Source organism: Erwinia sp. Leaf53 (assembly GCF_001422605.1).
Taxonomy (GTDB): Bacteria; Pseudomonadota; Gammaproteobacteria; order Enterobacterales; family Enterobacteriaceae; genus Erwinia.
Genome location: NZ_LMLK01000024.1, coordinates 254,519 through 276,955, shown reverse-complemented (window position 1 = coordinate 276,955; position 22,437 = coordinate 254,519). Strand labels below are relative to the sequence as shown.

25 protein-coding genes, 1 other RNA gene and 1 other annotated feature are annotated in these 22,437 nt (G+C 58.0%); of the genes, 15 read left to right on the top strand and 11 right to left on the bottom strand.

Features of this window, described 5'->3' with window-relative positions; all coding sequences use genetic code 11:
- The first annotated feature begins 86 nt into the window (after positions 1–86).
- An RNA gene (gene ffs, locus ASF13_RS23810) (signal recognition particle sRNA small type) lies at positions 87–183 on the top strand.
- Positions 184–238: 55 nt separating this feature from the next.
- Here the strand turns inward: ffs and ASF13_RS19740 are convergent.
- The 3 genes from ASF13_RS19740 to ASF13_RS19730 all read right to left on the bottom strand — a co-directional run bounded on the left by ASF13_RS19740 (position 239) and on the right by ASF13_RS19730 (position 1,357).
- Positions 239–457, bottom strand: coding sequence for an HHA domain-containing protein (locus ASF13_RS19740; protein ID WP_056240482.1), 219 nt, complete (start codon positions 455–457; stop codon positions 239–241).
- Positions 458–487: 30 nt separating this feature from the next.
- The gene (gene tomB, locus ASF13_RS19735) at positions 488–868 is read right to left on the bottom strand and encodes an Hha toxicity modulator TomB (protein WP_056240478.1); all 381 of its coding nucleotides are present in this window, start codon (positions 866–868) and stop codon (positions 488–490) included.
- 135 nt (positions 869–1,003) lie between these two features.
- Entirely contained in the window at positions 1,004–1,357 is a 354-nt protein-coding gene (locus ASF13_RS19730) for a hypothetical protein (RefSeq protein ID WP_056240476.1), read from the bottom strand.
- A 290-nt stretch (positions 1,358–1,647) separates the two neighbouring features.
- Between ASF13_RS19730 and ASF13_RS25210 the strand changes: the two genes are divergently transcribed.
- Genes ASF13_RS25210 through ASF13_RS19715 form a run of 4 tightly spaced genes read left to right on the top strand, consistent with a single transcriptional unit; the run spans position 1,648 to position 4,203 of the window.
- Positions 1,648–1,776 (top strand): hypothetical protein, encoded by a 129-nt coding sequence (locus ASF13_RS25210; protein WP_255354469.1) that lies wholly within the window; start codon positions 1,648–1,650, stop codon positions 1,774–1,776.
- Positions 1,773–2,462 (top strand): metal ABC transporter ATP-binding protein, encoded by a 690-nt coding sequence (locus tag ASF13_RS19725; RefSeq protein WP_082502388.1) that lies wholly within the window; start codon positions 1,773–1,775, stop codon positions 2,460–2,462. The genes ASF13_RS25210 and ASF13_RS19725 overlap by 4 nt, the downstream gene beginning before the upstream one ends.
- Positions 2,459–3,322: a metal ABC transporter permease gene (locus ASF13_RS19720; protein ID WP_056240473.1), complete on the top strand. Its 864-nt coding sequence runs from the start codon at positions 2,459–2,461 to the stop codon at positions 3,320–3,322. The genes ASF13_RS19725 and ASF13_RS19720 overlap by 4 nt, the downstream gene beginning before the upstream one ends.
- Positions 3,323–3,324: 2 nt before the next feature.
- Complete coding sequence (locus tag ASF13_RS19715; RefSeq protein WP_056240471.1) at positions 3,325–4,203, top strand: metal ABC transporter substrate-binding protein; 879 nt, start codon at positions 3,325–3,327, stop codon at positions 4,201–4,203.
- Between the two features lie 148 nt (positions 4,204–4,351).
- Here the strand turns inward: ASF13_RS19715 and ykgO are convergent, their stop codons facing one another.
- The 4 genes from ykgO to ASF13_RS19695 all read right to left on the bottom strand — a co-directional run bounded on the left by ykgO (position 4,352) and on the right by ASF13_RS19695 (position 9,294).
- Complete coding sequence (gene ykgO / locus ASF13_RS19710; RefSeq protein WP_056240468.1) at positions 4,352–4,477, bottom strand: type B 50S ribosomal protein L36; 126 nt, start codon at positions 4,475–4,477, stop codon at positions 4,352–4,354.
- A 10-nt stretch (positions 4,478–4,487) separates the two neighbouring features.
- Complete coding sequence (locus ASF13_RS19705; protein ID WP_056240465.1) at positions 4,488–4,748, bottom strand: type B 50S ribosomal protein L31; 261 nt, start codon at positions 4,746–4,748, stop codon at positions 4,488–4,490.
- A 177-nt stretch (positions 4,749–4,925) separates the two neighbouring features.
- Complete coding sequence (gene acrB, locus ASF13_RS19700; protein ID WP_056240462.1) at positions 4,926–8,072, bottom strand: multidrug efflux RND transporter permease subunit AcrB; 3,147 nt, start codon at positions 8,070–8,072, stop codon at positions 4,926–4,928.
- A 16-nt stretch (positions 8,073–8,088) separates the two neighbouring features.
- The gene (locus ASF13_RS19695; protein WP_056240456.1) at positions 8,089–9,294 is read right to left on the bottom strand and encodes an efflux RND transporter periplasmic adaptor subunit; all 1,206 of its coding nucleotides are present in this window, start codon (positions 9,292–9,294) and stop codon (positions 8,089–8,091) included.
- Between the two features lie 138 nt (positions 9,295–9,432).
- Between ASF13_RS19695 and acrR the strand changes: the two genes are divergently transcribed.
- Positions 9,433–10,077 (top strand): multidrug efflux transporter transcriptional repressor AcrR, encoded by a 645-nt coding sequence (acrR, locus tag ASF13_RS19690; protein WP_056240453.1) that lies wholly within the window; start codon positions 9,433–9,435, stop codon positions 10,075–10,077.
- A 169-nt stretch (positions 10,078–10,246) separates the two neighbouring features.
- On the opposite strand, the gene rsmS is transcribed toward acrR, so the two are convergent.
- Both rsmS and priC read right to left on the bottom strand, forming a co-directional pair.
- On the bottom strand, positions 10,247–10,414 hold the full coding sequence (rsmS, locus tag ASF13_RS23805) for a pleiotropic regulatory protein RsmS (protein ID WP_072166442.1): 168 nt from the start codon (positions 10,412–10,414) through the stop codon (positions 10,247–10,249).
- A gap of 51 nt (positions 10,415–10,465) precedes the next feature.
- Entirely contained in the window at positions 10,466–11,002 is a 537-nt protein-coding gene (priC, locus tag ASF13_RS19685) for a primosomal replication protein PriC (protein ID WP_056240449.1), read from the bottom strand.
- Between the two features lie 99 nt (positions 11,003–11,101).
- Between priC and ASF13_RS19680 the strand changes: the two genes are divergently transcribed.
- Both ASF13_RS19680 and apt read left to right on the top strand, forming a co-directional pair.
- Positions 11,102–11,479, top strand: a complete 378-nt coding sequence (locus tag ASF13_RS19680; RefSeq protein WP_056240444.1) for a DUF454 family protein — start codon at positions 11,102–11,104, stop codon at positions 11,477–11,479.
- A 156-nt stretch (positions 11,480–11,635) separates the two neighbouring features.
- Positions 11,636–12,187: an adenine phosphoribosyltransferase gene (gene apt, locus ASF13_RS19675; protein ID WP_056240440.1), complete on the top strand. Its 552-nt coding sequence runs from the start codon at positions 11,636–11,638 to the stop codon at positions 12,185–12,187.
- A 105-nt stretch (positions 12,188–12,292) separates the two neighbouring features.
- Here apt and ASF13_RS19670 read toward each other — a convergent pair whose 3' ends face one another.
- The gene (locus tag ASF13_RS19670; RefSeq protein ID WP_056240437.1) at positions 12,293–12,829 is read right to left on the bottom strand and encodes a hypothetical protein; all 537 of its coding nucleotides are present in this window, start codon (positions 12,827–12,829) and stop codon (positions 12,293–12,295) included.
- A 336-nt stretch (positions 12,830–13,165) separates the two neighbouring features.
- On the opposite strand from ASF13_RS19670, the gene dnaX reads away from it, so the two are divergent.
- The 4 genes from dnaX (at position 13,166) to htpG (ending at position 18,260) form a co-directional block, all read left to right on the top strand.
- Entirely contained in the window at positions 13,166–15,298 is a 2,133-nt protein-coding gene (dnaX, locus tag ASF13_RS19665) for a DNA polymerase III subunit gamma/tau (RefSeq protein ID WP_056240432.1), read from the top strand.
- Positions 14,637–14,698: a sequence feature (DnaX frameshifting element), on the top strand. (Overlaps the previous gene by 62 nt.)
- 52 nt (positions 15,299–15,350) lie before the next feature.
- Positions 15,351–15,680: a YbaB/EbfC family nucleoid-associated protein gene (locus ASF13_RS19660; protein ID WP_056240426.1), complete on the top strand. Its 330-nt coding sequence runs from the start codon at positions 15,351–15,353 to the stop codon at positions 15,678–15,680.
- Positions 15,680–16,285 (top strand): recombination mediator RecR, encoded by a 606-nt coding sequence (gene recR / locus ASF13_RS19655; RefSeq protein WP_056240423.1) that lies wholly within the window; start codon positions 15,680–15,682, stop codon positions 16,283–16,285. Before ASF13_RS19660 ends, recR begins: the two co-directional genes overlap by 1 nt.
- A gap of 100 nt (positions 16,286–16,385) precedes the next feature.
- Positions 16,386–18,260 carry a molecular chaperone HtpG gene (htpG, locus tag ASF13_RS19650; protein ID WP_056240420.1) on the top strand — a complete coding sequence of 625 codons (1,875 nt, stop codon included), beginning with the start codon at positions 16,386–16,388 and terminating at the stop codon, positions 18,258–18,260.
- Positions 18,261–18,413: 153 nt separating this feature from the next.
- Here htpG and ASF13_RS19645 read toward each other — a convergent pair whose 3' ends face one another.
- Positions 18,414–19,289 (bottom strand): LysR substrate-binding domain-containing protein, encoded by an 876-nt coding sequence (locus ASF13_RS19645; protein WP_056240418.1) that lies wholly within the window; start codon positions 19,287–19,289, stop codon positions 18,414–18,416.
- A gap of 274 nt (positions 19,290–19,563) precedes the next feature.
- Between ASF13_RS19645 and ASF13_RS19640 the strand changes: the two genes are divergently transcribed.
- The 3 genes from ASF13_RS19640 to hemH all read left to right on the top strand — a co-directional run bounded on the left by ASF13_RS19640 (position 19,564) and on the right by hemH (position 22,281).
- The gene (locus ASF13_RS19640; protein ID WP_056240413.1) at positions 19,564–20,466 is read left to right on the top strand and encodes a DMT family transporter; all 903 of its coding nucleotides are present in this window, start codon (positions 19,564–19,566) and stop codon (positions 20,464–20,466) included.
- 93 nt (positions 20,467–20,559) lie between these two features.
- The gene (gene adk / locus ASF13_RS19635) at positions 20,560–21,204 is read left to right on the top strand and encodes an adenylate kinase (protein ID WP_056240573.1); all 645 of its coding nucleotides are present in this window, start codon (positions 20,560–20,562) and stop codon (positions 21,202–21,204) included.
- A 117-nt stretch (positions 21,205–21,321) separates the two neighbouring features.
- On the top strand, positions 21,322–22,281 hold the full coding sequence (hemH, locus tag ASF13_RS19630) for a ferrochelatase (RefSeq protein WP_056240410.1): 960 nt from the start codon (positions 21,322–21,324) through the stop codon (positions 22,279–22,281).
- Positions 22,282–22,437: the final 156 nt, after the last annotated feature.

Sequence of the window (22,437 nt, the reverse complement as noted above, 5' to 3'; positions counted from 1 at the left end):
CGGTCATCCGGGGCTGGCTTGCAATTGCCGGGGGTATCATTGATAATGCCTGCGCTTCGGTTATCCGGGGCACTCAATGGGGGCCCTGTTGGTTCTCCCGCAATGCTAATTTGTGAACTCGGTCAGGTCCGGAAGGAAGCAGCCGTAACAGATGACGCGTGTGCCGGGATGTAGCTGGCAGGGCCCCCACCCAATTCTGCCTTGCCAGCCTGTTGTCACTCTCTGCCTGGCGTCCGCCTCAGCGAACAAACTTCCATACCGCGACGGGTATTTTGTCGTACAGCTTATTCATGGTGAGTTCAGCCAGACGATGGTCAGCCGCTGAATAAAATACCGCCAGTTCATCGTCCGTTAATTCGTACTTGTTCTTTTCAATCACGCGTTCCAGCGTATCAATCGAACGGCAGCGTCGCAGACGCATCAGATAATCAGTTTTTGTTAACATTTTGTCAGTCATTATTAAACCGTAAAAAAGAGTAGGGAGTTGCTAGAAAGAGTGGCTAGGTTGTATCTGGCCGGCTGCTGCGTCTTCTGCAAAAATGCTTAACAGTCGTTTAGCCGATTTTTGCCAGCGCTGCAGATCCTGAACATTAATGCCATAGTTGCTGAACAACATAAAGGTATCGTCGAGAAACTCATCAATCTGACTAATCAGAAGATGCTCTTCCACATGCTTGATTTTGTAATTCACTGTAAATGCAGCAATATGTTCAATCAGCTCGTTAAGCTGTAAATTGGTTGCTGAAGTGGGATCATTAACCCAGCCGTGATGACTGTCACCCAATGTTGCCATGCTTTCATCGTACAGGTTTTCACATAAGAATTTCAGCTGGGCAATATCATGCCTTTTCGGTGAGTATTCGTCCATCGTTTTCCCCTCCGCAGCGAGCGAAACATGCCGTTTAACAGAGCTTTTAAACAGGTTATGGCAGGAAGTGATAATTACTGCATTTTTAATGCGGCTGAAACAACAGCATTAAAAGGTTGAACAAAACACGAATCATTACAGTTCTTCAGACATCGTGCTGCGATCGTCGTCGATAAAATCAAAGGTCATCGCATTCGCCTGGCAGGTAACGTTGACCGAAAAGTTGGTCAATTCCTCTGCATCAATATCGAGACAGCCGTTAAACAGGTTCCAGCGAAAGCTGTAATTCATTTTATATCGCGTCTGGTCGATCGGTTCCAGCGAAATAATTTTTATACTATTTGGAACATAATGCGCATCAGATGAATACCATGCAAGTGAACCGATCAAATCGTTCTCAATTTTGGGAATAATCTGTTCGATTTCCTGCTTTAATTCTAGCGGGGTTCTTGGGGTTTGACGATATTCTAATGGTAAAGTTCTGTGCATTTTCCCTCCTGAAGGTTAATTTTTACTAATACCCCTCGACGTTTAATTTGGCAATATCCTGAGCATTGTCGGCTCGGTGCCAGCCTATCTTAATGATTTAACACTCGATTATCGGCTGCGGCCTGGCGATTTTTGTGGGGGATTATTCACTTACTTGAATAGAGTTAATACTACTCCATTCGGCATCGTAGCAGACGCAATGAAATAACTGGATACATTTTTATCTTTCCTCCGCGTCCCACAAGGGCGTACATTATTGTTATGTTATAACATATTAGTCTGACTCTGACATGAACCGACCCCCTTTCTTTATGCGTTTCGGCACGCTACTCAGCGCCCCGGCCTGGGCTCGCGCCGTAATGATGTTGATCGTTGTTCTGGTGCTGGTGCTGGCGACCCGTTGGGCGGGCGCCCAGTGATTCTCTTAAACAGTCTGATGGTGGGCTACCAGCGTCAGGCAGTTGCGCCGGCGTTGAGCGGTGAGTTTATCCGCGGAAGTATGACCGCGCTGGTCGGCGCTAACGGCAGCGGCAAGTCATCGCTGCTGAAAACGCTGTGCGGCATGCTGCCGCCGGTCAGCGGTTCTCTGAACTTTACCGGTTCCCGTCCGCAGATTGCCTGGCTGCCACAGCAGGCCGACATCGAAAAAAGCGTGCCCTTAACCGTTTTCGACCTGGTGGCCATGGGGTTCTGGCATCGCTGCGGCTGGTTTGGCGGCATCAGCCGCGCACAGCGTGAGCAGGTGATGCAGGCGCTGCAGCAGGTCAGAATGACCGCGTTTGCCGGAGCGTCACCGGCGACGCTTTCCGGGGGACAACTGCAGCGGATACTGTTTGCCCGTCTGCTGATCCAGGATGCCGAACTGCTGTTGCTGGATGAACCCTTCAGCGGCGTCGACAGCGACACCGTCGCCCTGCTGCTGACGCTGCTGGCCGAGCGCCACCGCGCGGGATGTACGCTGATCGTGGTGCTGCATGATATGGCAACCGTGGCTGAGCATTTTCCGCAGGTGTTGAGGCTGCATAGCGATCGCGGCGAATGGCGCAGCCGCGATGACGGCAGCAGCGGTGTACGCCCGGTGGCGCGCGGAGGGGCCTGCGCATGATGCTGATCCAGCCGTTCATCGAGTTCGGGTTTATGCGCCGCGCGCTGGTCGCCTGCGTGGCCCTGTCACTCAGCGCCACGCCGCTTGGTGTCTTTCTGCTGCTGCGACGTATGAGCCTGGTCGGCGACGCGTTGTCGCACGCGGTGCTACCCGGTGCCGCTATTGGCTACCTGATCTCCGGGCTGTCGCTGGTGGCGATGGGCGTGGGGGGCGCGATTGCCGGACTGACGGTAGCGCTGCTCTCCGGCGCGGTTAGCCGCTTTACCCCGCTGCGTGAAGATGCCAGCTTTGCCGGGTTTTACCTGGGATCGCTGGCGCTGGGCGTCACCCTGGTCTCGCTACGCGGCTCCAGCGTTGACCTGCTGCACGTGCTGTTTGGTTCCCTGCTGGCGGTTGATACCCCCTCCATCGAACTGGTCAGCGGCATCAGCAGCTTGACGCTGCTGGCGCTGGCGCTGATCTACCGCCCGCTGGTGATTGACGTGTTTGATCCGACCTTTCTGCGGGCGCAGGGGCGCTGGACTCCGGCGCTGGTACACGGCGTTTTTCTGCTGCTGGTGGTGATTAATCTGGTGGCCGGTTTCCAGGTGCTGGGCACCCTGATGAGCGTAGGGCTGATGATGTTACCGGCGGCCAGCGCCCGTTTCTGGAGCCGTCATCTCTCCGGTACCCTGGCCGCCGCCATGATGCTGGCGGTCACCGCCAGCATCGGCGGTCTGTATGCCTCATTCTGGCTCTCTTTACCTGCCGGCCCGGCGGTGGTGCTGGGGGCGGCGCTGCTGTTCTTTATTTCCATTTTATTTGGACCCTGCGGCGGCATTCTGACCGCGCGCGGTATCCTGTTTAAGGCAAAGGAGTAAACATGAAAAAATTACCAATCGTGATGGCGCTGTCTGCAGCGTTAATTGCCCCGGGCGTGATGGCGAAAACCGTGCAGGTGGTCGCCAGCTTTACCGTGCTGGCGGACATCGTAAAAAACGTCGGCGGTGAACACGTGGCGGTGAAGAGCCTGGTCGGCCCGAACGGCGATCCGCACAGCTTCGAACCGACGCCGAAGGACAGCCAGGCGCTGGCGCGCGCTGATTTAGTGGTGGTCAGTGGGCTGGGGCTGGAAGGGTGGATGGATCGCCTGATTAACGCCTCAGGCTATAAAGGCAGGACGCTGGTGGCATCAACCGGGATTGATACGCGAAAAATGGAAGAGGATGGCCAGACCATCACCGATCCCCACGCCTGGAACAGCATGCAAAACGGCGTTGTCTACGCGACTAACGTGATGAACGCCCTGATTGCCGCCGATCCGGACGATGCGGCGGCGATCCGTAAAAGCGGGCAGGCCTATATTCAGCAACTGCAACAGCTGGACAGCTGGGCGCAGCAGACGCTGGCCGCGGTGCCGCAGCAGCAACGTAAGGTGCTGACCAGCCACGATGCGTTTGGCTACTTCGGCCAGCGCTACGGCGTCAGCTTCCTCTCCCCGGTGGGCTTCTCTACTGAATCTGAAGCCAGCGCGTCTGACGTGGCCGGGCTGATTACCCAGCTGAAGAAAGAGCATATTCACACCTACTTTATCGAGAACCAGACCGATCCGCGTCTGGTGCAGCAGATCGCGTCGGCGACCGGGGCGAAGTCCGGCGGCGAGCTCTATCCTGAAGCCCTGAGCGAAAAAGGAGGAAAAGCCGACAGCTATGTGGCGGCGTTTAAGCACAACGTCAATGCTATGGTCGCGGGCATGAAGTAAGCGCAGAGGGCGGCTCAGAAGGCCGCCCCTGTTTGATCGGAAAGCCTCCCCGTTGCCTGAACCTGCCCCGTCTGCCCCATAAAAAAAGGAGGAAGCTTGCGCTTCCCCCTTTGCGATGACGACATGGCTTTGCAATCAACGTTGTTTTTTAACCCTGTACCGCTTTAAAGCGTGGGTTACTTTTGCAGATCACAAATACGCGGCCGTGGCGGCGGACGATTTTGCAATCTTTGTGGCGCTTTTTGGCCGAAGCCAGAGAACTCAGTACCTGCATGATCGGATCCTTATTTTTTCATCGCGCCAAGAAAACCGCCAAACCGCTGGCTGAAGCGTGCGGCGCTGCCTTCTTTAGCAAACTCTTTCTGTTTACCGGTGTAGTAAACATGTGAGGCGGAAGAGACGTCCAGCGGCACGTAGGGCATCTCTTTACCGTCGTGCTGGACGGTACGGTCAGTTTTAATGGTGGAACCCACCACGAAGTAAGCATCGGCGGTGGTGTCATGGAACACCACCTGGCGGTAGGCAGGATGGATACCCTGTTTCATTGGTCACTCCACATTGTGTGTTATGTTATACTATAACAATAGTATGCGCCGCCCGACAGGTAATTGCAACCCCTCGTCATCGGCGTATTTACCCTGCACGACAAAAAAGACCGCTGTTTTCGGGCCAAAAAAAAGAGGCCGCAAAAGCGGCCTCTCAGTCAAAGCGACGGACAACGGTTACGGATGCTTCACCGGATGGCTGTGCTCAATGTCTTCTTTATTCTTGCTAAAGCGGCGGCGAACCACCACAAAGAACACTGGCACGAAGAAGATCGCCAGCACGGTCGCGGTCACCATCCCGCCCATTACGCCAGTACCGACGGCGTTCTGCGCGCCAGATCCGGCGCCGGTGCTGATGGTCAGCGGCAGTACCCCGAGGATAAACGCCAGTGAGGTCATCAGGATCGGACGCAGGCGCATACGCACGGCTTCCAGCGTCGCCTCAACCAGACCTTTACCTTCCTTCTCCATCAGGTCCTTGGCGAACTCGACGATCAGGATGGCGTTCTTCGCCGATAGCCCTATGGTGGTGAGTAGCCCGACCACGAAGTAGACGTCGTTACTCAGGCCACGCAGCGTGGTAAAGATCAGCGCACCAACTACCCCGAGCGGTACCACCAGCATCACCGAGAACGGAATCGACCAGCTCTCGTACAGCGCTGCCAGGCACAGGAATACCACAATCAGCGAGATGGCATACAGCGCCGGAGCCTGGTTACCGGACAGGCGTTCCTGATAGGACATACCGGTCCACTGGTAGCCGATACCGGTAGGCAGTTTGCCGGCCAGTTGCTCCATCAGGTTCATGGCATCGCCGGAGCTCTTGCCCGGGCCCGGCTGGCCTAACAGCTCCATTGAAGGCAGGCCGTTATAGCGTTCCAGACGCGGAGAACCGTAGATCCACTTACCGGTGGCGAAGGTATCGAAGGAGACCATCTCACCGCTGCTGGAGCGGACATACCAGTTACCGATATCTTTCGGCAGCATACGGTACGGCGCTTCACCCATCACGTAGACTTTTTTCACGCGGCCGCGGTCAATAAAGTCATTAACGTACGAACCACCCCAGGTCGAACGCAGCGTGGTGTTAATATCGGACAGTGATACCCCCATCGCCTGCGCTTTTTCCTGATCGATAGTCAGTTTGTACTGTGGCGTATCTTCCAGACCGTTCGGACGCACGCCGACCAGCGTATCCGGATGCTCGGCAATCATGCCCAGCAGCTGGTTACGCGCTGCGGTCAGCTTCTCATGGCCAAGGCCACCCTGGTCGACCAGCTGGAAGTCGAAACCGGTCGCCGTGCCCAGCTCGATAATCGCCGGCAGGTTGAACGGAATCACCATCGCATCGCGGATCGACGACAGCGCACCAAATGCCCGTCCGGCAATCGCCGGGACTTTATTCTCGGCACCTGGTCGGTCTTCCCACGGTTTCAGGCTGACAAAGGCGATACCGGTGTTCTGACCACGACCCGCGAAGCCAAAGCCGTTTACGGTAAACACGGAGTTTACGGTGGCTTTTTCTTTGTTCAGGTAGTAGTCGGTCACCTGATCCAGCACCTTCTGGGTACGCTCCTGCGTCGCACCCGCTGGCAGCTGGGCCATGGTCAGGAACACACCCTGATCTTCTTCCGGCAGGAAGGAGGAGGGCAGGCGCATAAACAGTACCGCCATGCCCACCACGATCAGCAGATAGAGAACCAGGTAGCGGCCGGTGCTGCGAATGATATGGCCCACGCTATCGGTATAGTGATGGGTACTCTTATCAAACATGCGGTTGAACCAGCCGAAGAAACCGGTGGTTTTACCGTGGTCGCCTTTAGCAATCGGCTTCAGCATGGTGGCACAGAGCGCTGGGGTCAGCACCAGGGCGACAATCACCGACAGCACCATCGCTGAAACAATGGTGATCGAGAACTGACGGTAGATAACCCCGGTCGAGCCGCCGAAGAAGGCCATCGGGATAAATACCGCAGACAGCACCAGGGCAATACCGACCAGCGCGCCCTGAATCTGATCCATCGACTTACGGGTAGCTTCTTTTGGCGGCAGGCCCTCTTCGGCCATCACACGCTCAACGTTCTCCACCACCACGATGGCGTCATCAACCAATAGCCCGATTGCCAGCACCATACCAAACATGGTCAGGGTGTTTATCGAGTAACCAAAGGCGCTGATAATGGCAAAGGTGCCCAGCAGTACCACCGGTACCGCAATGGTCGGGATCAGCGTAGCGCGGAAGTTCTGCAGGAACAGATACATTACCAGGAACACCAGCACGATCGCTTCAACGAGGGTTTTCACCACTTCGTTAATGGAGATCTGCACGAATGGCGTGGTGTCGTACGGGTAAACTACCTTCAGCCCTGACGGGAAGAAAGGTTCCAGTTTGGTCAGTTCAGCCTTCACCGCGGCAGCGGTGTCCAGTGCGTTAGCACCGGTAGCCAGCTTGATGCCGAGTCCGGAAGCCGGTTTGCCATTGTAACGGGCAATAATGTCGTAGTTTTCACCCCCCAGCTCAATGTGCGAGACGTCTTTCAGCAACACGCGGGAACCGTCGGTGTTCACCTTCAACAGGATCTTACCGAACTCTTCTGCCGAGGTCAGACGGGTCTGCGCAATGATCGAGGCGTTCAGCTGCTGGCCGGCAACCGGAGGTGACCCACCGAGCTGACCCGCCGCCACCTGGGCGTTCTGAGTATTAATTGCGGCGATCACGTCGACCGGGGTCAGCGAGTAGTTATTAAGCTTGTGCGGATCCATCCAGATACGCATCGCGTACTGCGAACCAAACAGCTGGGTATCACCCACGCCAAGCACGCGGCTGATCGGATCTTTAATGTTCGAACCGACATAGTCCGCGATGTCATTCTGGGTCATGGTACCGTCATCGTTGATGAAGCCGGCCACCATCAGGAAGCTGCTGGAGGATTTTTTAACCTGAATCCCCTGCTGCTGTACTTCCTGCGGCAGCAGCGTCATCGCCAGCTGCAGTTTGTTCTGCACCTGCACCTGGGCGATATCGGCGTTGGTCCCGGACTCGAAGGTCAGCGTAAGCTGCAGCGATCCGCTGGAGTCACTGGCTGAGCTCATGTACATCAGACCGTCGATGCCGTTCATGTTCTGTTCAATAACCTGCGTGACCGAGTCCTGCAGGGTTTTTGCATCGGCACCTGGGTAGTTTGCCGTGACCTCAATCGCCGGTGGAGCAACGTTAGGATATTGCTCGATCGGCAGTTTAAGAATCGACAACGCACCCGCCAGCATAATAATGATGGCGATTACCCAGGCAAAGATGGGGCGATCGATAAAAAACTTAGCCATGAATCAGTGGCTCCTGTTAAGACTTCGGTTGTTCAGACTGCGCCTGAGGCTTGGATGCATCCGCTTTAGCGCCGTCTTCGCTCACTTCCTGTGGCGTGACTGCCGCGCCTGGCTTCACGCGTTGCAGGCCGGAAACGATCACTTTGTCACCGTCTTTCAGCCCGCCGGTCACCAGCCACTTGTCGCCAATCGCCTGGTCAGCGGTCAGGTTACGCACTTCAACCTTGTTATCCGCGCCTACCACCATTGCCGTTGCCTGGCCGGTCGGGGTACGGGTCACGCCCTGCTGTGGAACCAGCAGCGCATTCGGGTTGGTGCCTTCTTCCAGACGCGCACGCACGAACATGCCCGGCAGCAGGCTGTGATCCGGGTTAGGGAACACGGCACGCAGGGTGATAGAACCGGTCGTTTCGTCGACGGTCACATCAGAGAATTCTAATGTACCGCTCTGCGCGAACTCGTTACCATTCTGCATCAACAGTTTGACCTGAGCCTTGCCGTTAGCCTGCTGCAGCGTACCGGCGTTCAGTTCATCACGCAGGCGCATAAATTCTTCGCTGGACTGGGTGACGTCAACGTAGATCGGGTCAAGTTGCTGTACTGTAGCCAGCGCGTTGGTCTGACCGCTCTGCACCAGGGCGCCTTCGGTGACCGATGACTTACCTACGCGTCCGCTAATCGGAGAGGTGACTTTGGTGTACGCAAGGTTAATACGTGCCGTTTCCACAGCGGCCTGTGCGGCCTGAACGGCGGCAGCAGTCTGGCTCTGGGTGGCCGCAGCCGTATCGTAATCCTGCTGGCTGATATATTTGGTGCCCAGCAGCGGCTTGTAGCGTTTGACGGTTAAGGCAGCAATCTGTGCGTTGGCCTGCGCCTGGGCGAGGTCGCCTTTCGCACTGGCGTAGGCGGCCTGATAGGTTGCCGGATCAATCTGATAAAGTGACTGGCCGGCCTGGATATCACTGCCTTCAACGAAGTTACGTTTCAGAATAATACCGGAGACCTGTGGGCGCACTTCCGCGATGCGGAATGACGACGTGCGGCCTGGCAGATCGGTGGTAATAGTAAGTGGAGCACTTTTCAGCGTGACGATACCGACTTCAGGCGCCTGGCCCTGACCGCCTTGTTGTCCCTCATTTTTATTGTCACATCCTGTTAGCATTAAGCTGCCTGAGAGAATCAGAACGGCCGCCAGAGGCGTTAACCCTCTGTTTTTGTTCATAAATAAACCTCGTGTCCGGTATCAAATGTCCAGTGGATCACAAACGCACAAAGCCATGCTGCGTTTAAATTATGGTCGTGCTATGGTACATACATTCGGAAATGTATGTAAATCTGGCATTTTGTAAAAGTCACCCCTATGGCACGAAATACCAAACAGCAGGCGCAGGAAACACGCAATCACATCATCGATGCGGCGATTGAGCGCTTTTCAGAACATGGCGTATCAAAAACGTCACTCGCTGATATCGCGGCAGCCGCTGGGGTTACGCGGGGTGCCATTTACTGGCATTTTAAAAATAAAACCGATTTACTGAATGAAATCTGGGCGCAGTCCGAGTCGGTGATGGCCGAGCTGGAACTTGAGTATTATGCAAAATACCCGGCAGATCCACTGTCTGTTATGCGTTCAATGATTATCTATGTGCTTGATGCCGCAGCCACCGACCCGCGCAGGCGGGCGCTGATGGAAATTATCTATCATAAGTGTGAGTTTGTCGGTGAAATGACCACCCTGCAACTGATGCAGCAGAACCTCTATCTGGAGTGTTATGAGAAGATAGAAGAGGTTTTACAGGCCTGTATTGTCGCCGGGCTGCTGCCCGCCAACCTCAACACCCGGCTGGCGGCGATCGTAATGCGTGGGTACATCAGCGGCATTATGGAAAACTGGTTGTTTATGCCGGACAGCTACGACCTCGCGGCTGAAGTGCCGAAACTTGTGGATACGCTGATTGAGATGCTGATGCATTGCCCGACGCTGCAACTGCCGGGTGGCCGTTAGCATGCCGGGCTGCTCAACGCCCGTTGGCCCCCGGCCACACAGCAAACGTTTTAACAAGCATCCGCCAGCCGGTTGCAGCCCGGCCTGAGTGAGGCCCTGTCATCCACTTAATATGGCTGGTGAACAGGATCTGTACGTAAGCAGTAATCCTGACTGACAGCCCCGGCAGTTATTGGTCACTCGGCAGCAACGGCTGTGTAGCAACCTTACGCTCAAAATCTCTTTTGACAATTTCCAGCGCCGCCAGCACCGTTGCCGGTGCGATCTGGTTTTCTTCCAGCAACATAATCAAATCGACGGCCAGTCTTACCTCTTGAGGTGCGGTTTCCAGTGACATCGCTTCTCCTTTTTTACAGTAATCAGGTGACAGGGGAATGACGCTTCACCCTTATGACTGACGCTCACGGTTTTCGATCGCGCGCTCAATGCGTTTCAGCGCCTGCAGGCAGCGCTGCAGCCGGCCCTCCAGCGCCGCTACCTCACGCTGCAGCTGTTGCTGCTGTGCCAGCGTCTCCTGCGTCGCCAGCAGGCTTTCACGATCGGCGATCATCCCGCGCAGCCGCCGCTCATAGCCCTGGTGTTCAGACAGCTTCTCATACAGGTTCTCTTTAACGTTCACCGGCGCAGTTTCCTTACCGCGCAGGGACATCGTCGCCAGCTCGCGCTGCAGCGCGCTCATCTGCAGCACTACCCGCTCCGCCATCCACGCGACGCGTTCGGCACGACCATCCTGTACGCTCTGCTTCAGCTGTGCCAGCGTCTGACGGATCTCCGCCAGATAATCTCCCAGCCGGGTGGAGTGGCTGTGAAACAGCTGCTCATCAAAGCGCGCCTTGCGGGTACTTTTCGTGGCGTGCGGCGCAACGGCCTGGGCAAGCTGTTCCAGCTTTGCGTCAAGCTGCTGCAGTAAACCAGCACTTTTCATTTTCGTCTCCGTGGCAGTCTGCGGGCTATGATACGCTGGTGGCTCTGCTGATTCAGGTTCGGCCGGCTGATTTTCAGGCCGGATGCCTAAGGCCCAACGATGCAACGTTACATTCTACTGATTATTGGCTGGCTGGCGATAGTGCTGGCAACGCTGGGCGTGATCCTGCCGCTGTTGCCGACCACGCCGTTTCTGCTGCTGGCCGCCTGGTGTTTTGCCCGCTCCTCGCCGCGTTTTCATCACTGGCTGTTGCACCGCTCGCCGTTTGGCCGCTATCTGCGCCACTGGCAGCAGCATCGGGCGATGCCGCCGGGGGCGAAAGGGCGCGCGATTGCGGTGATCCTGGTGAGCTTTGCCTTTTCGCTGTGGATGGTGAAGATACTGTGGGTTCGCCTGCTGCTGCTGGCGATGCTCTGCGTCCTGCTGGTATTTATGATCCGCCTGCCGGTGGTTGATGAATCGCAAGAAAAGCGGTGATTTTGCCTGACATGGTTGCAATTGCCCGACGATTTGCATAGATTTGGTCGTTTTCGTGCGCGGCTTCCCCTCAACGTTTGAATTTCACTCCGCCGGATACCGGTCAGGGTGAAAGAGGCTGCGCGAAATTGATTTGTATTCACCAGGCACAAGATTATGACCGCGACTGCGCAGCAGCTTGAAATTATTGAAAACAGTATCAAAAGCATCCAGGATTACCCTAAGCCGGGTATCCTGTTTCGTGACGTTACCAGCCTGCTGGAAGACCCGAAAGCGTATGCGCTGAGCATTGAACTGTTGGTGGATCGCTACCGTCACGCGGGCATCACCAAAGTGGTGGGCACCGAAGCACGCGGCTTCCTGTTCGGTGCTCCGGTAGCGCTGGCGCTGGGCGTTGGCTTTGTACCGGTGCGTAAGCCGGGTAAACTGCCGCGTAAAACCTTCGCCGAAAGCTACGAGCTGGAGTACGGCACCGACCAGCTGGAGCTGCACTGTGATGCCATCCAGCCGGGCGACGTGGTGCTGGTGGTGGATGACCTGCTGGCCACCGGCGGCACCATTGAAGCGACCGTCAAGCTGATCCGCCGCGCCGGCGGTGAAGTAAAGGACGCCGCCTTCATTATCAACCTGTTTGACCTGACCGGTGAATCGCGCCTGAAGGCGCTGGGCGTAGAGAGCTACAGTCTGGTCAACTTCCCGGGTCACTAAGATCCGTTAACGGGCCTGCTGTGGCTGGCCCGTTTTCCCCGGCGGGCCCGCTGAACGGCCAGCCCGGTACCCCGGTGTTGGATGTGACCTGAACCCAGGGCACTATCATTGACGTCCGGGCAGCGGTGGTTGAGGAGAGGCCATCCCTTCAGGCTGCAGAAAATCGAGCTGCGGTAGCCGCGCAAAGCGAATCTCACGCTGATTGACCGCCTGCAACACCTCTTCTGTACAGTTCTCCTCTCCTGCAGAGGCCAGTGCCAGCTGCGCGGGCAGTACCAGGCCAGCACCGTGCTTTTTCCGCCATTTCTCTGCTTCGTCCAGAATGATTTTTTTAAGATCGTCGCTGACCGTCCGCTCCTCCCGCTCAAACTGCTGATCAAGCATCTGCTCCGCATTAGCGATTACCCGCTGCTGTTCCGCCGCGGGCGACTGCTGATAGTCGTTATGCACCTGTTGCAGCCCCTGACGAAAATGCAGCGCCAGTTTATCCAGATGCGCGCGTCCGGCTTTACCCGGCGTGGAATCTGCGATTACTTTCTCAATGTCCAGCAGGGCGATCGCCGGGGCAGGGTGCCTCTGCTGCCAGAACAGCCAGCCGAGCGCCAGCACCATCAGGCTGATAAGGGTAAAGACAAATTTCATTTGAGGGTCTCATCGTTAAATCAGGCATGAAGCCGGGCGGCAAATCTGGCGGGTTTTTAAGGCGGTTTTGTTGCATTAAATGTGATTTTTCTTCAGATGAATTATTTTAAGAAAATAAAGCAAAAAGATCCCCGATGAGGGGGACCTTTTCATAATTGGTATAAGCACGATGTGATTTTTGTCATCAACCGGTCTGCGACGTTATTTTACGGCAACCTTCAAGCGTGCCGGGCGGCTGCGGCCCGGCTCACCGCCGGTGACAGGAACCGCGACGACCAGGTGGGGTTTCTGTTATAGTATCCGTCTTAAACTGGGTAAAAAAATGATGAAGTCCGAATGAGCTATCAGGTACTGGCCCGCAAGTGGCGTCCACAAGCGTTTACCGATGTTGTCGGTCAGGAACATGTCCTGACCGCACTGGCTAACGGCCTGTCGCTGGGGCGTATCCACCACGCTTATCTGTTTTCCGGCACCCGTGGCGTCGGTAAAACCAGCATTGCCCGCCTGTTGGCAAAAGGGCTGAACTGTGAAACTGGCATCACCGCGACGCCGTGCGGCAAGTGCGATAACTGTCGCGAAATCGAACAGGGGCGCTTCGTTGACCTGATTGAGATCGACGCCGCCTCGCGCACCAAGGTCGAAGACACCCGCGATCTGCTGGATAACGTGCAGTACGCACCGGCGCGCGGCCGATTTAAAGTCTATCTGATCGATGAAGTGCATATGCTGTCGCGTCACAGCTTCAATGCGCTGCTGAAAACCCTGGAAGAGCCGCCGGAACACGTTAAGTTCCTGCTGGCCACCACCGATCCGCAGAAGCTGCCGGTAACCATCCTGTCGCGGTGCCTGCAGTTTCATCTGAAAGCACTCGATCAGGTACAGATCCGCGGCCAGCTGGAGCACGTGCTGCAGGCTGAGCAGATCGCGGCGGAAACCCGCGCGCTGCAGCTGCTGGCCCGCGCCGCGGACGGCAGCATGCGTGACGCGCTGAGCCTGACCGATCAGGCGATCGCCATGGGGCAGGGGCAGGTTACCACCGCCACGGTCAGCGACATGCTCGGTACCCTGGATGATGAGCAGCCGCTGGCGCTGATTGAAGCGCTGACCGCCGCCGACGGCGCGCAGGTGATGGCGCTGCTCAACCAGGCGGCGGCCCGCGGCGTGGAGTGGGAGGCTCTGCTGGTGGAGATGCTGACCCTGCTGCACCGCATTGCCATGGTGCAGCTGCTGCCTTCGGCGCTCGGTGAAGAGATGGCGGCGATTGAGCAACGCCTGCGTGAACTGGCGCGCGTGCTGCCGCCGGCCGACGTGCAGCTGTTCTATCAAACCCTGCTGGTGGGCCGTAAAGAGCTGCCGCTGGCACCGGATCGGCGCATGGGGGTTGAGATGACCCTGCTGCGCGCGCTGGCGTTTCACCCGAAAGCGGTCATCGCCGAACCGGTGGCGCGTCCGCAGCTGGTCGCGCAGGTGGTGCCTGCGCCAGCGGCTGATTCCGCGGCGGCAGCGCCACCTGCGCGTGCGTCCGGCGTCGCTTCAGCACCCGCTGCACCCGCCCGTCCATCCGCTGCGCCGTCGGCCCCCCCGTTAGCGACCCGGCCGGCCGGCCCGGCCGTGGACCAGGCCGATGGCCCGGCGGATTTCGCTCCGCCGCACGGTCAGCCGTCTGCTGCCGCACAGGCCAGACCCGCTGAGCCCGCGCACGGCCAGCCGCCTGCCACCGCGCAGACCAGACCCGCTGAGCCACCGCCCGGCGGGCTGTCGGAGACCACCAGTCAGTTACTGCAGGCGCGCACTCAGCTGCTGCGCCAGCAGGGAGCAAACAAAGCAAAAAAGAGTGAGCCGGCAGCGCAAAGTGCGCGGCCGGCGAGTTCGGCCCTGGAACGGCTGGCTAACGTTACCGAGCGCGGTCAGCAGCGGTTGCAGCAGGCCGCCAGCGAGGCTGCTCCGGTAAAAGAGGAGGCCTACCGCTGGAAGGCCTTAACGCCGACCGAAATCAAAGCCGCGCCGGTCGCCACGCCCAAGGCGCTGCGCACCGCGCTGGAACATGAAAAGACCCCGGAGCTGATCGCCCGGCTGACGGTAGAAGCGCAGCAGCGCGACGCCTGGGCCGCCGAGATCGCCACGCTGCCGATGCCGCGTCTGGTGCAACAGCTGGCGCTGAACGCCTGGAAAGAGGTCACGGAGCAGGGCATCTGCCTGCACCTGCGTTCCAGCCAGCGCCACCTGAACTCGCCGTCGGCGCAAAAGGCGCTGAGCGACGCGTTAAACGCGTCGGGCGCAGCGCCGGTTGAATTAACCGTGGTGGAAGATGATAATCCGGCGGTGCTGACGCCGCTGGAGTGGCGGCAAAAAATTTATGAAGAGAAGCTGGCGCAGGCGCGCCAGTCGATTAGTGCAGATACGCATATTCAGACGCTGCGGCGGTTCTTCGACGCTGACGTTGATGAAGAGAGTATTCGTCCTGTGTAACCCGCCGCAGCAGCATAACGTTGCTGTGGCCTGAGCTTAAGAGAGAGAACCTATGTTTGGTAAAGGCGGATTGGGCAACCTGATGAAGCAGGCCCAGCAGATGCAGGACAAAATGGCGCAGGTGCAGGAAGAGATCGCCGCGATGGAAGTGACCGGCGAGTCCGGTGCCGGTCTGGTTAAGGTCACCATCAACGGTGCGCACAACTGCCGTCGCGTGGAAGTTGACCCGAGCCTGCTGGAAGATGACAAAGATATGCTGGAAGACCTGGTCGCCGCAGCATTTAACGACGCCGCACGCCGCGTAGCCGAAGCGCAGAAAGAGAAGATGGCCGGCGTCTCTTCCGGTATGCAGCTGCCGCCTGGCTTCAAGATGCCGTTCTGATGCAGACCAGCCCGCTCCTTGAAGCCTTAATGGAGTCGCTGCGCTGCCTGCCGGGCGTTGGGCCGAAATCGGCCCAGCGTATGGCGTTCCAGCTGCTGCAGCGGGACCGCAGCGGCGGCATGCGGCTGGCGCAGGCGCTGACCCGCGCCATGTCCGAAATTGGCCACTGCGCCGACTGCCGCACCTTCACCGAACAGGAGATCTGCACCATCTGCGCTAACCCGCGGCGGCAGCAGAACGGCCTGATCTGTGTGGTGGAAACCCCGGCCGACATTCATGCCATTGAGCAGACCGGGCAGTTTGCCGGCCGCTACTTTGTGCTGATGGGGCACCTGTCGCCGCTGGACGGTATCGGTCCGAACGATATCGGCCTGGACAGGCTGGAGCAGCGGCTGGAGCGTGAGTCGATTCAGGAACTGATCCTCGCCACCAACCCGACGGTGGAAGGGGAGGCAACCGCCAACTACATCGCCAGCCTGTGTGAGCAGTATGGCGTGGAAGCCAGCCGCATCGCCCACGGCGTGCCGGTGGGCGGCGAACTGGAGATGGTTGACGGCACCACGCTGTCGCACTCGCTGGCCGGTCGTCGCAAGATGATTTTCTGAACAATCAACGGCACGAGCTCTCGTGCCGCCTTGAAATAGTTTTTTCCCGTCCCCATCTCTGGTCTCAACGTTCATCAACCTGTTTTTAGTTGAGGTAGCAATGACCATGAAAGGACAAGAGACCCGTGGCTTCCAGTCAGAAGTGAAGCAGCTGCTGCACCTGATGATCCACTCGCTCTATTCAAACAAAGAAATCTTCCTGCGTGAGCTGATCTCCAACGCCTCGGACGCCGCCGACAAGCTGCGTTTCCGCGCGTTGTCCACCCCGGATCTCTACGAGGGTGACGGTGAGCTGCGCGTGCGGGTTTCCGTTGATAAGGAAAAACGCACCCTGACGCTGAGCGATAACGGCATCGGTATGCGTCGTGACGAAGTCATTGAAAACCTTGGCACCATCGCCAAATCCGGCACCAAATCCTTCCTCGAATCACTGGGTTCAGACCAGGCGAAAGACAGCCAGCTGATCGGCCAGTTCGGCGTTGGCTTCTACTCGGCGTTTATCGTGGCGGACAAAGTGACCGTGCGTACCCGCGCGGCCGGTGCAGCGGCGGATGAAGGCGTGTTCTGGGAGTCCGCCGGCGAGGGCGAATACACCCTGGCAGAGATTGAAAAAGCCGATCGCGGCACCGAGATCACCCTGCACCTGCGCGAAGGCGAAGACGAGTTCCTCGACGCCTGGCGCGTGCGCAGCATCATCAGCAAATACTCAGACCACATCGCCCTGCCGGTTGAGATCGAATCCCGCAACGAAGAAGAAGACACCACCAGCTGGGAGAAGATCAACAAGGCACAGGCGCTGTGGACGCGTAACAAGTCTGACGTCAGCGAAGACGAGTACAAAGAGTTCTACAAGCACGTGGCACACGACTTCAGCGACCCGCTGACCTGGAGCCATAACCGCGTGGAAGGCAAGCAGGAATACACCAGCCTGCTCTATATCCCGGCCAAAGCGCCGTGGGACATGTGGAACCGCGATCACAAGCACGGCCTGAAGCTCTACGTGCAGCGCGTGTTTATCATGGACGACGCAGAGCAGTTCATGCCGAACTACCTGCGCTTCGTCAAAGGCCTGATCGACTCCAGCGATCTGCCGCTCAACGTCTCCCGCGAAATCCTGCAGGACAGCCGTATCACCCAGACCCTGCGCGGTGCACTGACTAAGCGCTCGCTGCAGATGCTGGAGAAAGTGGCGAAGGATGACGAAGAGAAGTATCAGTCGTTCTGGCAGCAGTTCGGCCTGGCGCTGAAGGAAGGCCCGGCGGAAGACAGCGCTAACATTGAAACTATTGCTAAGCTGCTGCGCTTCGCCTCCACCAGCAGCGACGGTGCGGCGCAGACCGTGTCGCTGGAAGATTACCTGACCCGCATGGTCGAAGGGCAGGAGAAAATCTACTACATCACCGCTGACAGCTACGCCGCCGCCAAGAGCAGCCCGCACCTGGAGCTGTTCCGCAAGAAAGGCATCGAAGTGCTGCTGCTCTCCGATCGCATCGACGAATGGATGATGAGCTATCTGACCGAGTTCGACGGTAAGCCGTTCCAGTCGGTGAGCAAGGCCGACGAGTCGCTGGACAAGCTGGCGGACGACGAAACCGAAGAGCAGAAAGAGGCCGGTAAGGCGCTGGAGCCGTTCGTGGAGCGTGTGAAAACGCTGCTGGGCGAGCGCGTAAAAGAGGTGCGTCTGACCCACCGTCTGACCGACACCCCGGCTATCGTTACCACCGAAGCCAGCGATATGAGCACCCAGATGGCCAAGCTGTTCGCCGCGGCGGGCCAGGACGTCCCTGAGGTGAAATACCTGTTCGAGCTGAATCCGGACCACGCGCTGGTGAAACGCGCGGCCGATACCCAGGATGAAGCGCGCTTCGCCGAGTGGATCGAGCTGCTGCTGGAGCAGGCGCTGTTAGCCGAGAAAGGCACGCTGGATGACCCTAACCAGTTTATCCGCCGCATGAACCAGCTGCTGCTGGGCTAACCGACCGCTACGCTGTCGGCAATAAAAACCGCCGCTGGGGCTGCTCAGCGGCGGTTTTTTTATGCCTTCGCAACCTCCCTGTTTGATGTCAGCAGCGTTTTCCCTGCTGCTCTGGACGCCTCGCGGCGTTGCCGCCTGCATTCCTGCAGTGACTCAGCCCGCCAGCACCGCCTCCTCCAGCAGCCAGCGGCGGAACAGGCCGATCTCCCGCTCCTCGCTGCGCGAGGCTTTCACCATCATCCAGGTAGCGCGATCCACTTCGGCAAAGCCCAGCGGTGCAATCAGCGTGCCTTCCCGGATCTCTTTCTTCACCAGGATCTGCGGCGTCATGATGATGCCCATGCCGTTGCGCGCAGCCTGAATCGCCAGCGTCAGGTTATCAAAGTGGCGTCCGGCCCAGAAATCCCCGCGCGCACCGGTCTTTTTCGCCCACTCGGCCCACGCATGCGGTTTGGTATCGGCATGCAGCAGCGGCAGGGTGGAGAAGTCGGTTTCAACGGTAAAGCCTTTAACCAGGGAGGGGGCGCACACCGGGCCGATGCTATCGACGGCGATCGGCGTGGCGGCAATATCCTCCTGCAACGCCTGCTCGTGGCTGAGGATCAGCACGTCGGTGTGTTCGCTGCGTACCTTATCGATATCGACGTGGGTTTGAAAGGTCAGCGCGATCTCACCGTGGCGCTCGCTGAAGCGGCTGATGCGCGGGATCAGCCACTGCGCCAGAAAACTCGGCGCGCAGGATACGGTCAGGCTGTGCAGATTGCGCGCGCGGATCTTCTCACAGGTGGTCTCAATCTGGCTGAAGGTCTGCATGCAGCACACCTTCAGGCGCTCCCCGTCCGACGTCAGCTGCACCCGGCCACTGGTTCGTAAAAACACCGGTTTACCCAGCCACTCCTCCAGCAGCTTGATCTGATGGCTGACCGCGCTGTGCGTCACGTTGAGCGACTGCGCCGCCAGGCTGAAACTTTGATGCAGCGCTGCCTGGTGAAAATAGCGCAGCGCGCGCAGTGATGGAAGTCCTGGCATAGGCCTGCCCTGTTAGAAAAATTCACAGTAAGTGTCTGTTTATATCATTTTAAAGTCCAGCCCGTTTTCCCTACTCTCAACTGGTTATCATCACGTTCACAGGAGAATCACGGGTAGCACTGTGTCAGTCTGTTATCTGAAGTTACAGGGGGGTCCTGTGTATCTCCGCTCAGTACAGCGGAGGTTCACTGCACAATAACGTAGCCTGCTGTCCCTTCGGCCGTTTCACGGCCGTGCCGGGAATGGAAATCGGGAGAATTTTGGGAGATGAAAAATGAGCAATATGCTGCCGTTGAACGGCAATATGATCGGTATTCTGGGTGGGATCATCCTCAGCACCGATTCGGTGTTTATCCGCATGATGGGTATTGCCGACTCCTGGCTGATCGTCGCCCTCAGAGGCGTGCTGATGTGGGGGACCTGCCTGCTGGTGTGGTGCTGCTGGCGGCAGAGCCGTAGCATGCTTGGCTCGCCCTGGCTGACCAGGGACAACGTGCTCTCCACGCTGTTTTTTTGCGTCTCATCGGCCTGCTTTGTTAACGCGCTGAACCGCGGCAACGTGGCAACCGTGCTGGTGATTATCTCCGCCACGCCGTTTATCTCTGCGCTTATTTCCCGGCTGTTTTTCGGCATAAAAAGCGACCGCAGCGTCATGCTGGCCGCGCTGGCGGCAATGACTGGGGTGACGATCGTAATGTCCGGCCGCGGCGTTGATGACAGCGCCGTCGCCAACCTGTTTGCGCTGGGTACGGCGGTCTCAATGGCGCTGGCCTTTATCTTCAGCTCGCGGGTCAGCGGCGGAACGCTGGTGCTGCCTTCGCTGGGTGCGGTACTGGCTTCGGTCCTGATCGCACTGTGGTCCGGCGGCACGCTGGTCAGCGGCCTGGAACAGCTCAGCCCGGCGCAGGTTGGCTGGGTAGTGGCCGAAGGTGCGCTGGTTATGCCGCTGGCGATGGGATTAATTACGCTGTCGACGCGATTTGTTTCACCGGCCAACGCCGGGCTGTTCCTGCTGCTGGAAACCGCGCTGGCACCGTTATGGATGTTTCTGTTCCTTGGTGAAGTGCCGACGATTCAGGCAGTTATTGGCGGTGGCATCATTATCATCGCGGTGATCTCACAGAGCCTGCATGTTCGCCGACAGGGCGCGCCGGCGGGCCTGGCCGATGCGGGATAAGTTCCTGTTACCTTGTGATGCGCGGGGCATGATGGTATGTTCTTGCCCTCAGATATCATGAACTTTAAAGCAATTCGCAAGGGGATTTACGCAATGCGTATTATTCTGCTCGGGGCTCCGGGTGCAGGAAAGGGGACTCAGGCCCAGTTTATTATGGAGAAATACGGTATTCCGCAAATCTCCACCGGTGACATGCTGCGTGCTGCAGTGAAAGCAGGCTCAGAACTGGGGCTGCAGGCCAAAGAGATTATGGATGCCGGTAAACTGGTGACTGACGAACTGGTGATTGCGCTGGTCAAAGAGCGCATCGCTCAGGAAGACTGCCGCAACGGTTTCCTGCTGGACGGCTTCCCGCGCACCATCCCTCAGGCGGATGCCATGAAGGACGCCGGTATCAGGGTCGACAACGTGCTGGAATTCGCGGTACCTGACGAACTGATCGTTGAGCGTATTATTGGCCGCCGTGTGCACACACCTTCTGGCCGCGTCTACCACGTCACCTTCAATCCACCGAAGGTTGAAGGTAAAGACGATGCGACCGGCGAAGAGCTGACCACCCGTAAGGACGATCAGGAAGAGACCGTGCGTAAGCGCCTGGTGGAATACCATCAGATGACCGCACCGCTGATTGCTTACTACAGCAAAGAAGCGGCCGCCGGTAACACCGCGTACCACAAGATCGACGGCACCCGTAAGGTAGCCGAAGTCAGCGCCGAGCTGGCTAAAATCCTCGGTTAATCCGTTCCGGGGCCGACGATTGTCGGCCCCTGTTACAGCAACAGCTACATCCCCCGCCATTTTCCGCTAGAATAAGCCTCGTTTTCATTTCCTCCGTTTGCCATGAAAGGATGAACCATGCGGCAAGATAAGCCCGGTGTACTGCTGGTGAATTTAGGCACGCCTGATGCCCCCACCACGCCCGCCGTCAAACGCTACCTGAAACAGTTCCTCAGTGACCCGCGCGTGGTGGATTCGCCCCGCTGGCTGTGGTGGCCGATTCTGAATCTCGGTATTTTGCCGATTCGCTCACCGCGCGTAGCGAAGCTCTACGCCTCGGTGTGGACGGAAGAAGGTTCGCCACTGCTGGTTTACAGCAAGCGCCAGCGCGATGCGCTGGCCGCCCGGCTGGACATGCCGGTGGCGCTGGGGATGTCTTACGGCAACCCGAGCCTGAAAAGCGCGCTGGATCAGCTGATGGCGCAGGGCGTAAACCGGCTGATCGTGCTGCCGCTTTACCCGCAGTTCTCCTGTTCCACCGTTGCCGCGGTCTGGGACGGTATTACAAAAGTCTTTGCCGGCTATCGTAGCCTGCCGACCGTGCAGTTTATCCGCGACTACGCCGAGCATCCGGCCTATATCGCCGCGCTGGCCGCTTCAGTGCAACGTTCGTTTACGCAACACGGCAAGCCGGACCTGCTGGTGGGTTCCTTCCACGGCATACCGCAGCGTTTTGCCGACGAGGGTGATGATTATCCGCAGCGCTGCTATGACACCTTCGACGCGCTTAAGGCCGCGCTTGGCCTCGGTGAAAGCGAAGCGATGCTCACCTTCCAGTCGCGCTTTGGCCGCGAACCCTGGCTGATGCCGTACACCGACGAAACCATGAAGGGGCTGCCGGCCAAAGGCATTAAGCACGTGCAGATTATGAGCCCGGGCTTCTCCTCTGACTGTCTGGAAACGCTGGAAGAGATCAACGGAGAAAACCGCGAGATCTTCCTGCACGCGGGCGGCACGCGCTTTGAATATATTCCGGCGCTGAACGACGACGAAGAACACATCACCATGATGCTGGAGCTGGTTAACGCTTACCGTTGACGGCCCCCGCCGGTGAACGGCAGCTGATAAGCCAGTCTGTGCTGAGTCAGGCTTTTCACCGGCGATAAGCGTTAACGGCCCTGTTGCCGTTACCGCTGTGCCAGAGGCATTAATCAGACCTGGCAGACCTGCCAAATCCCCGAGGCCTGCTTACGG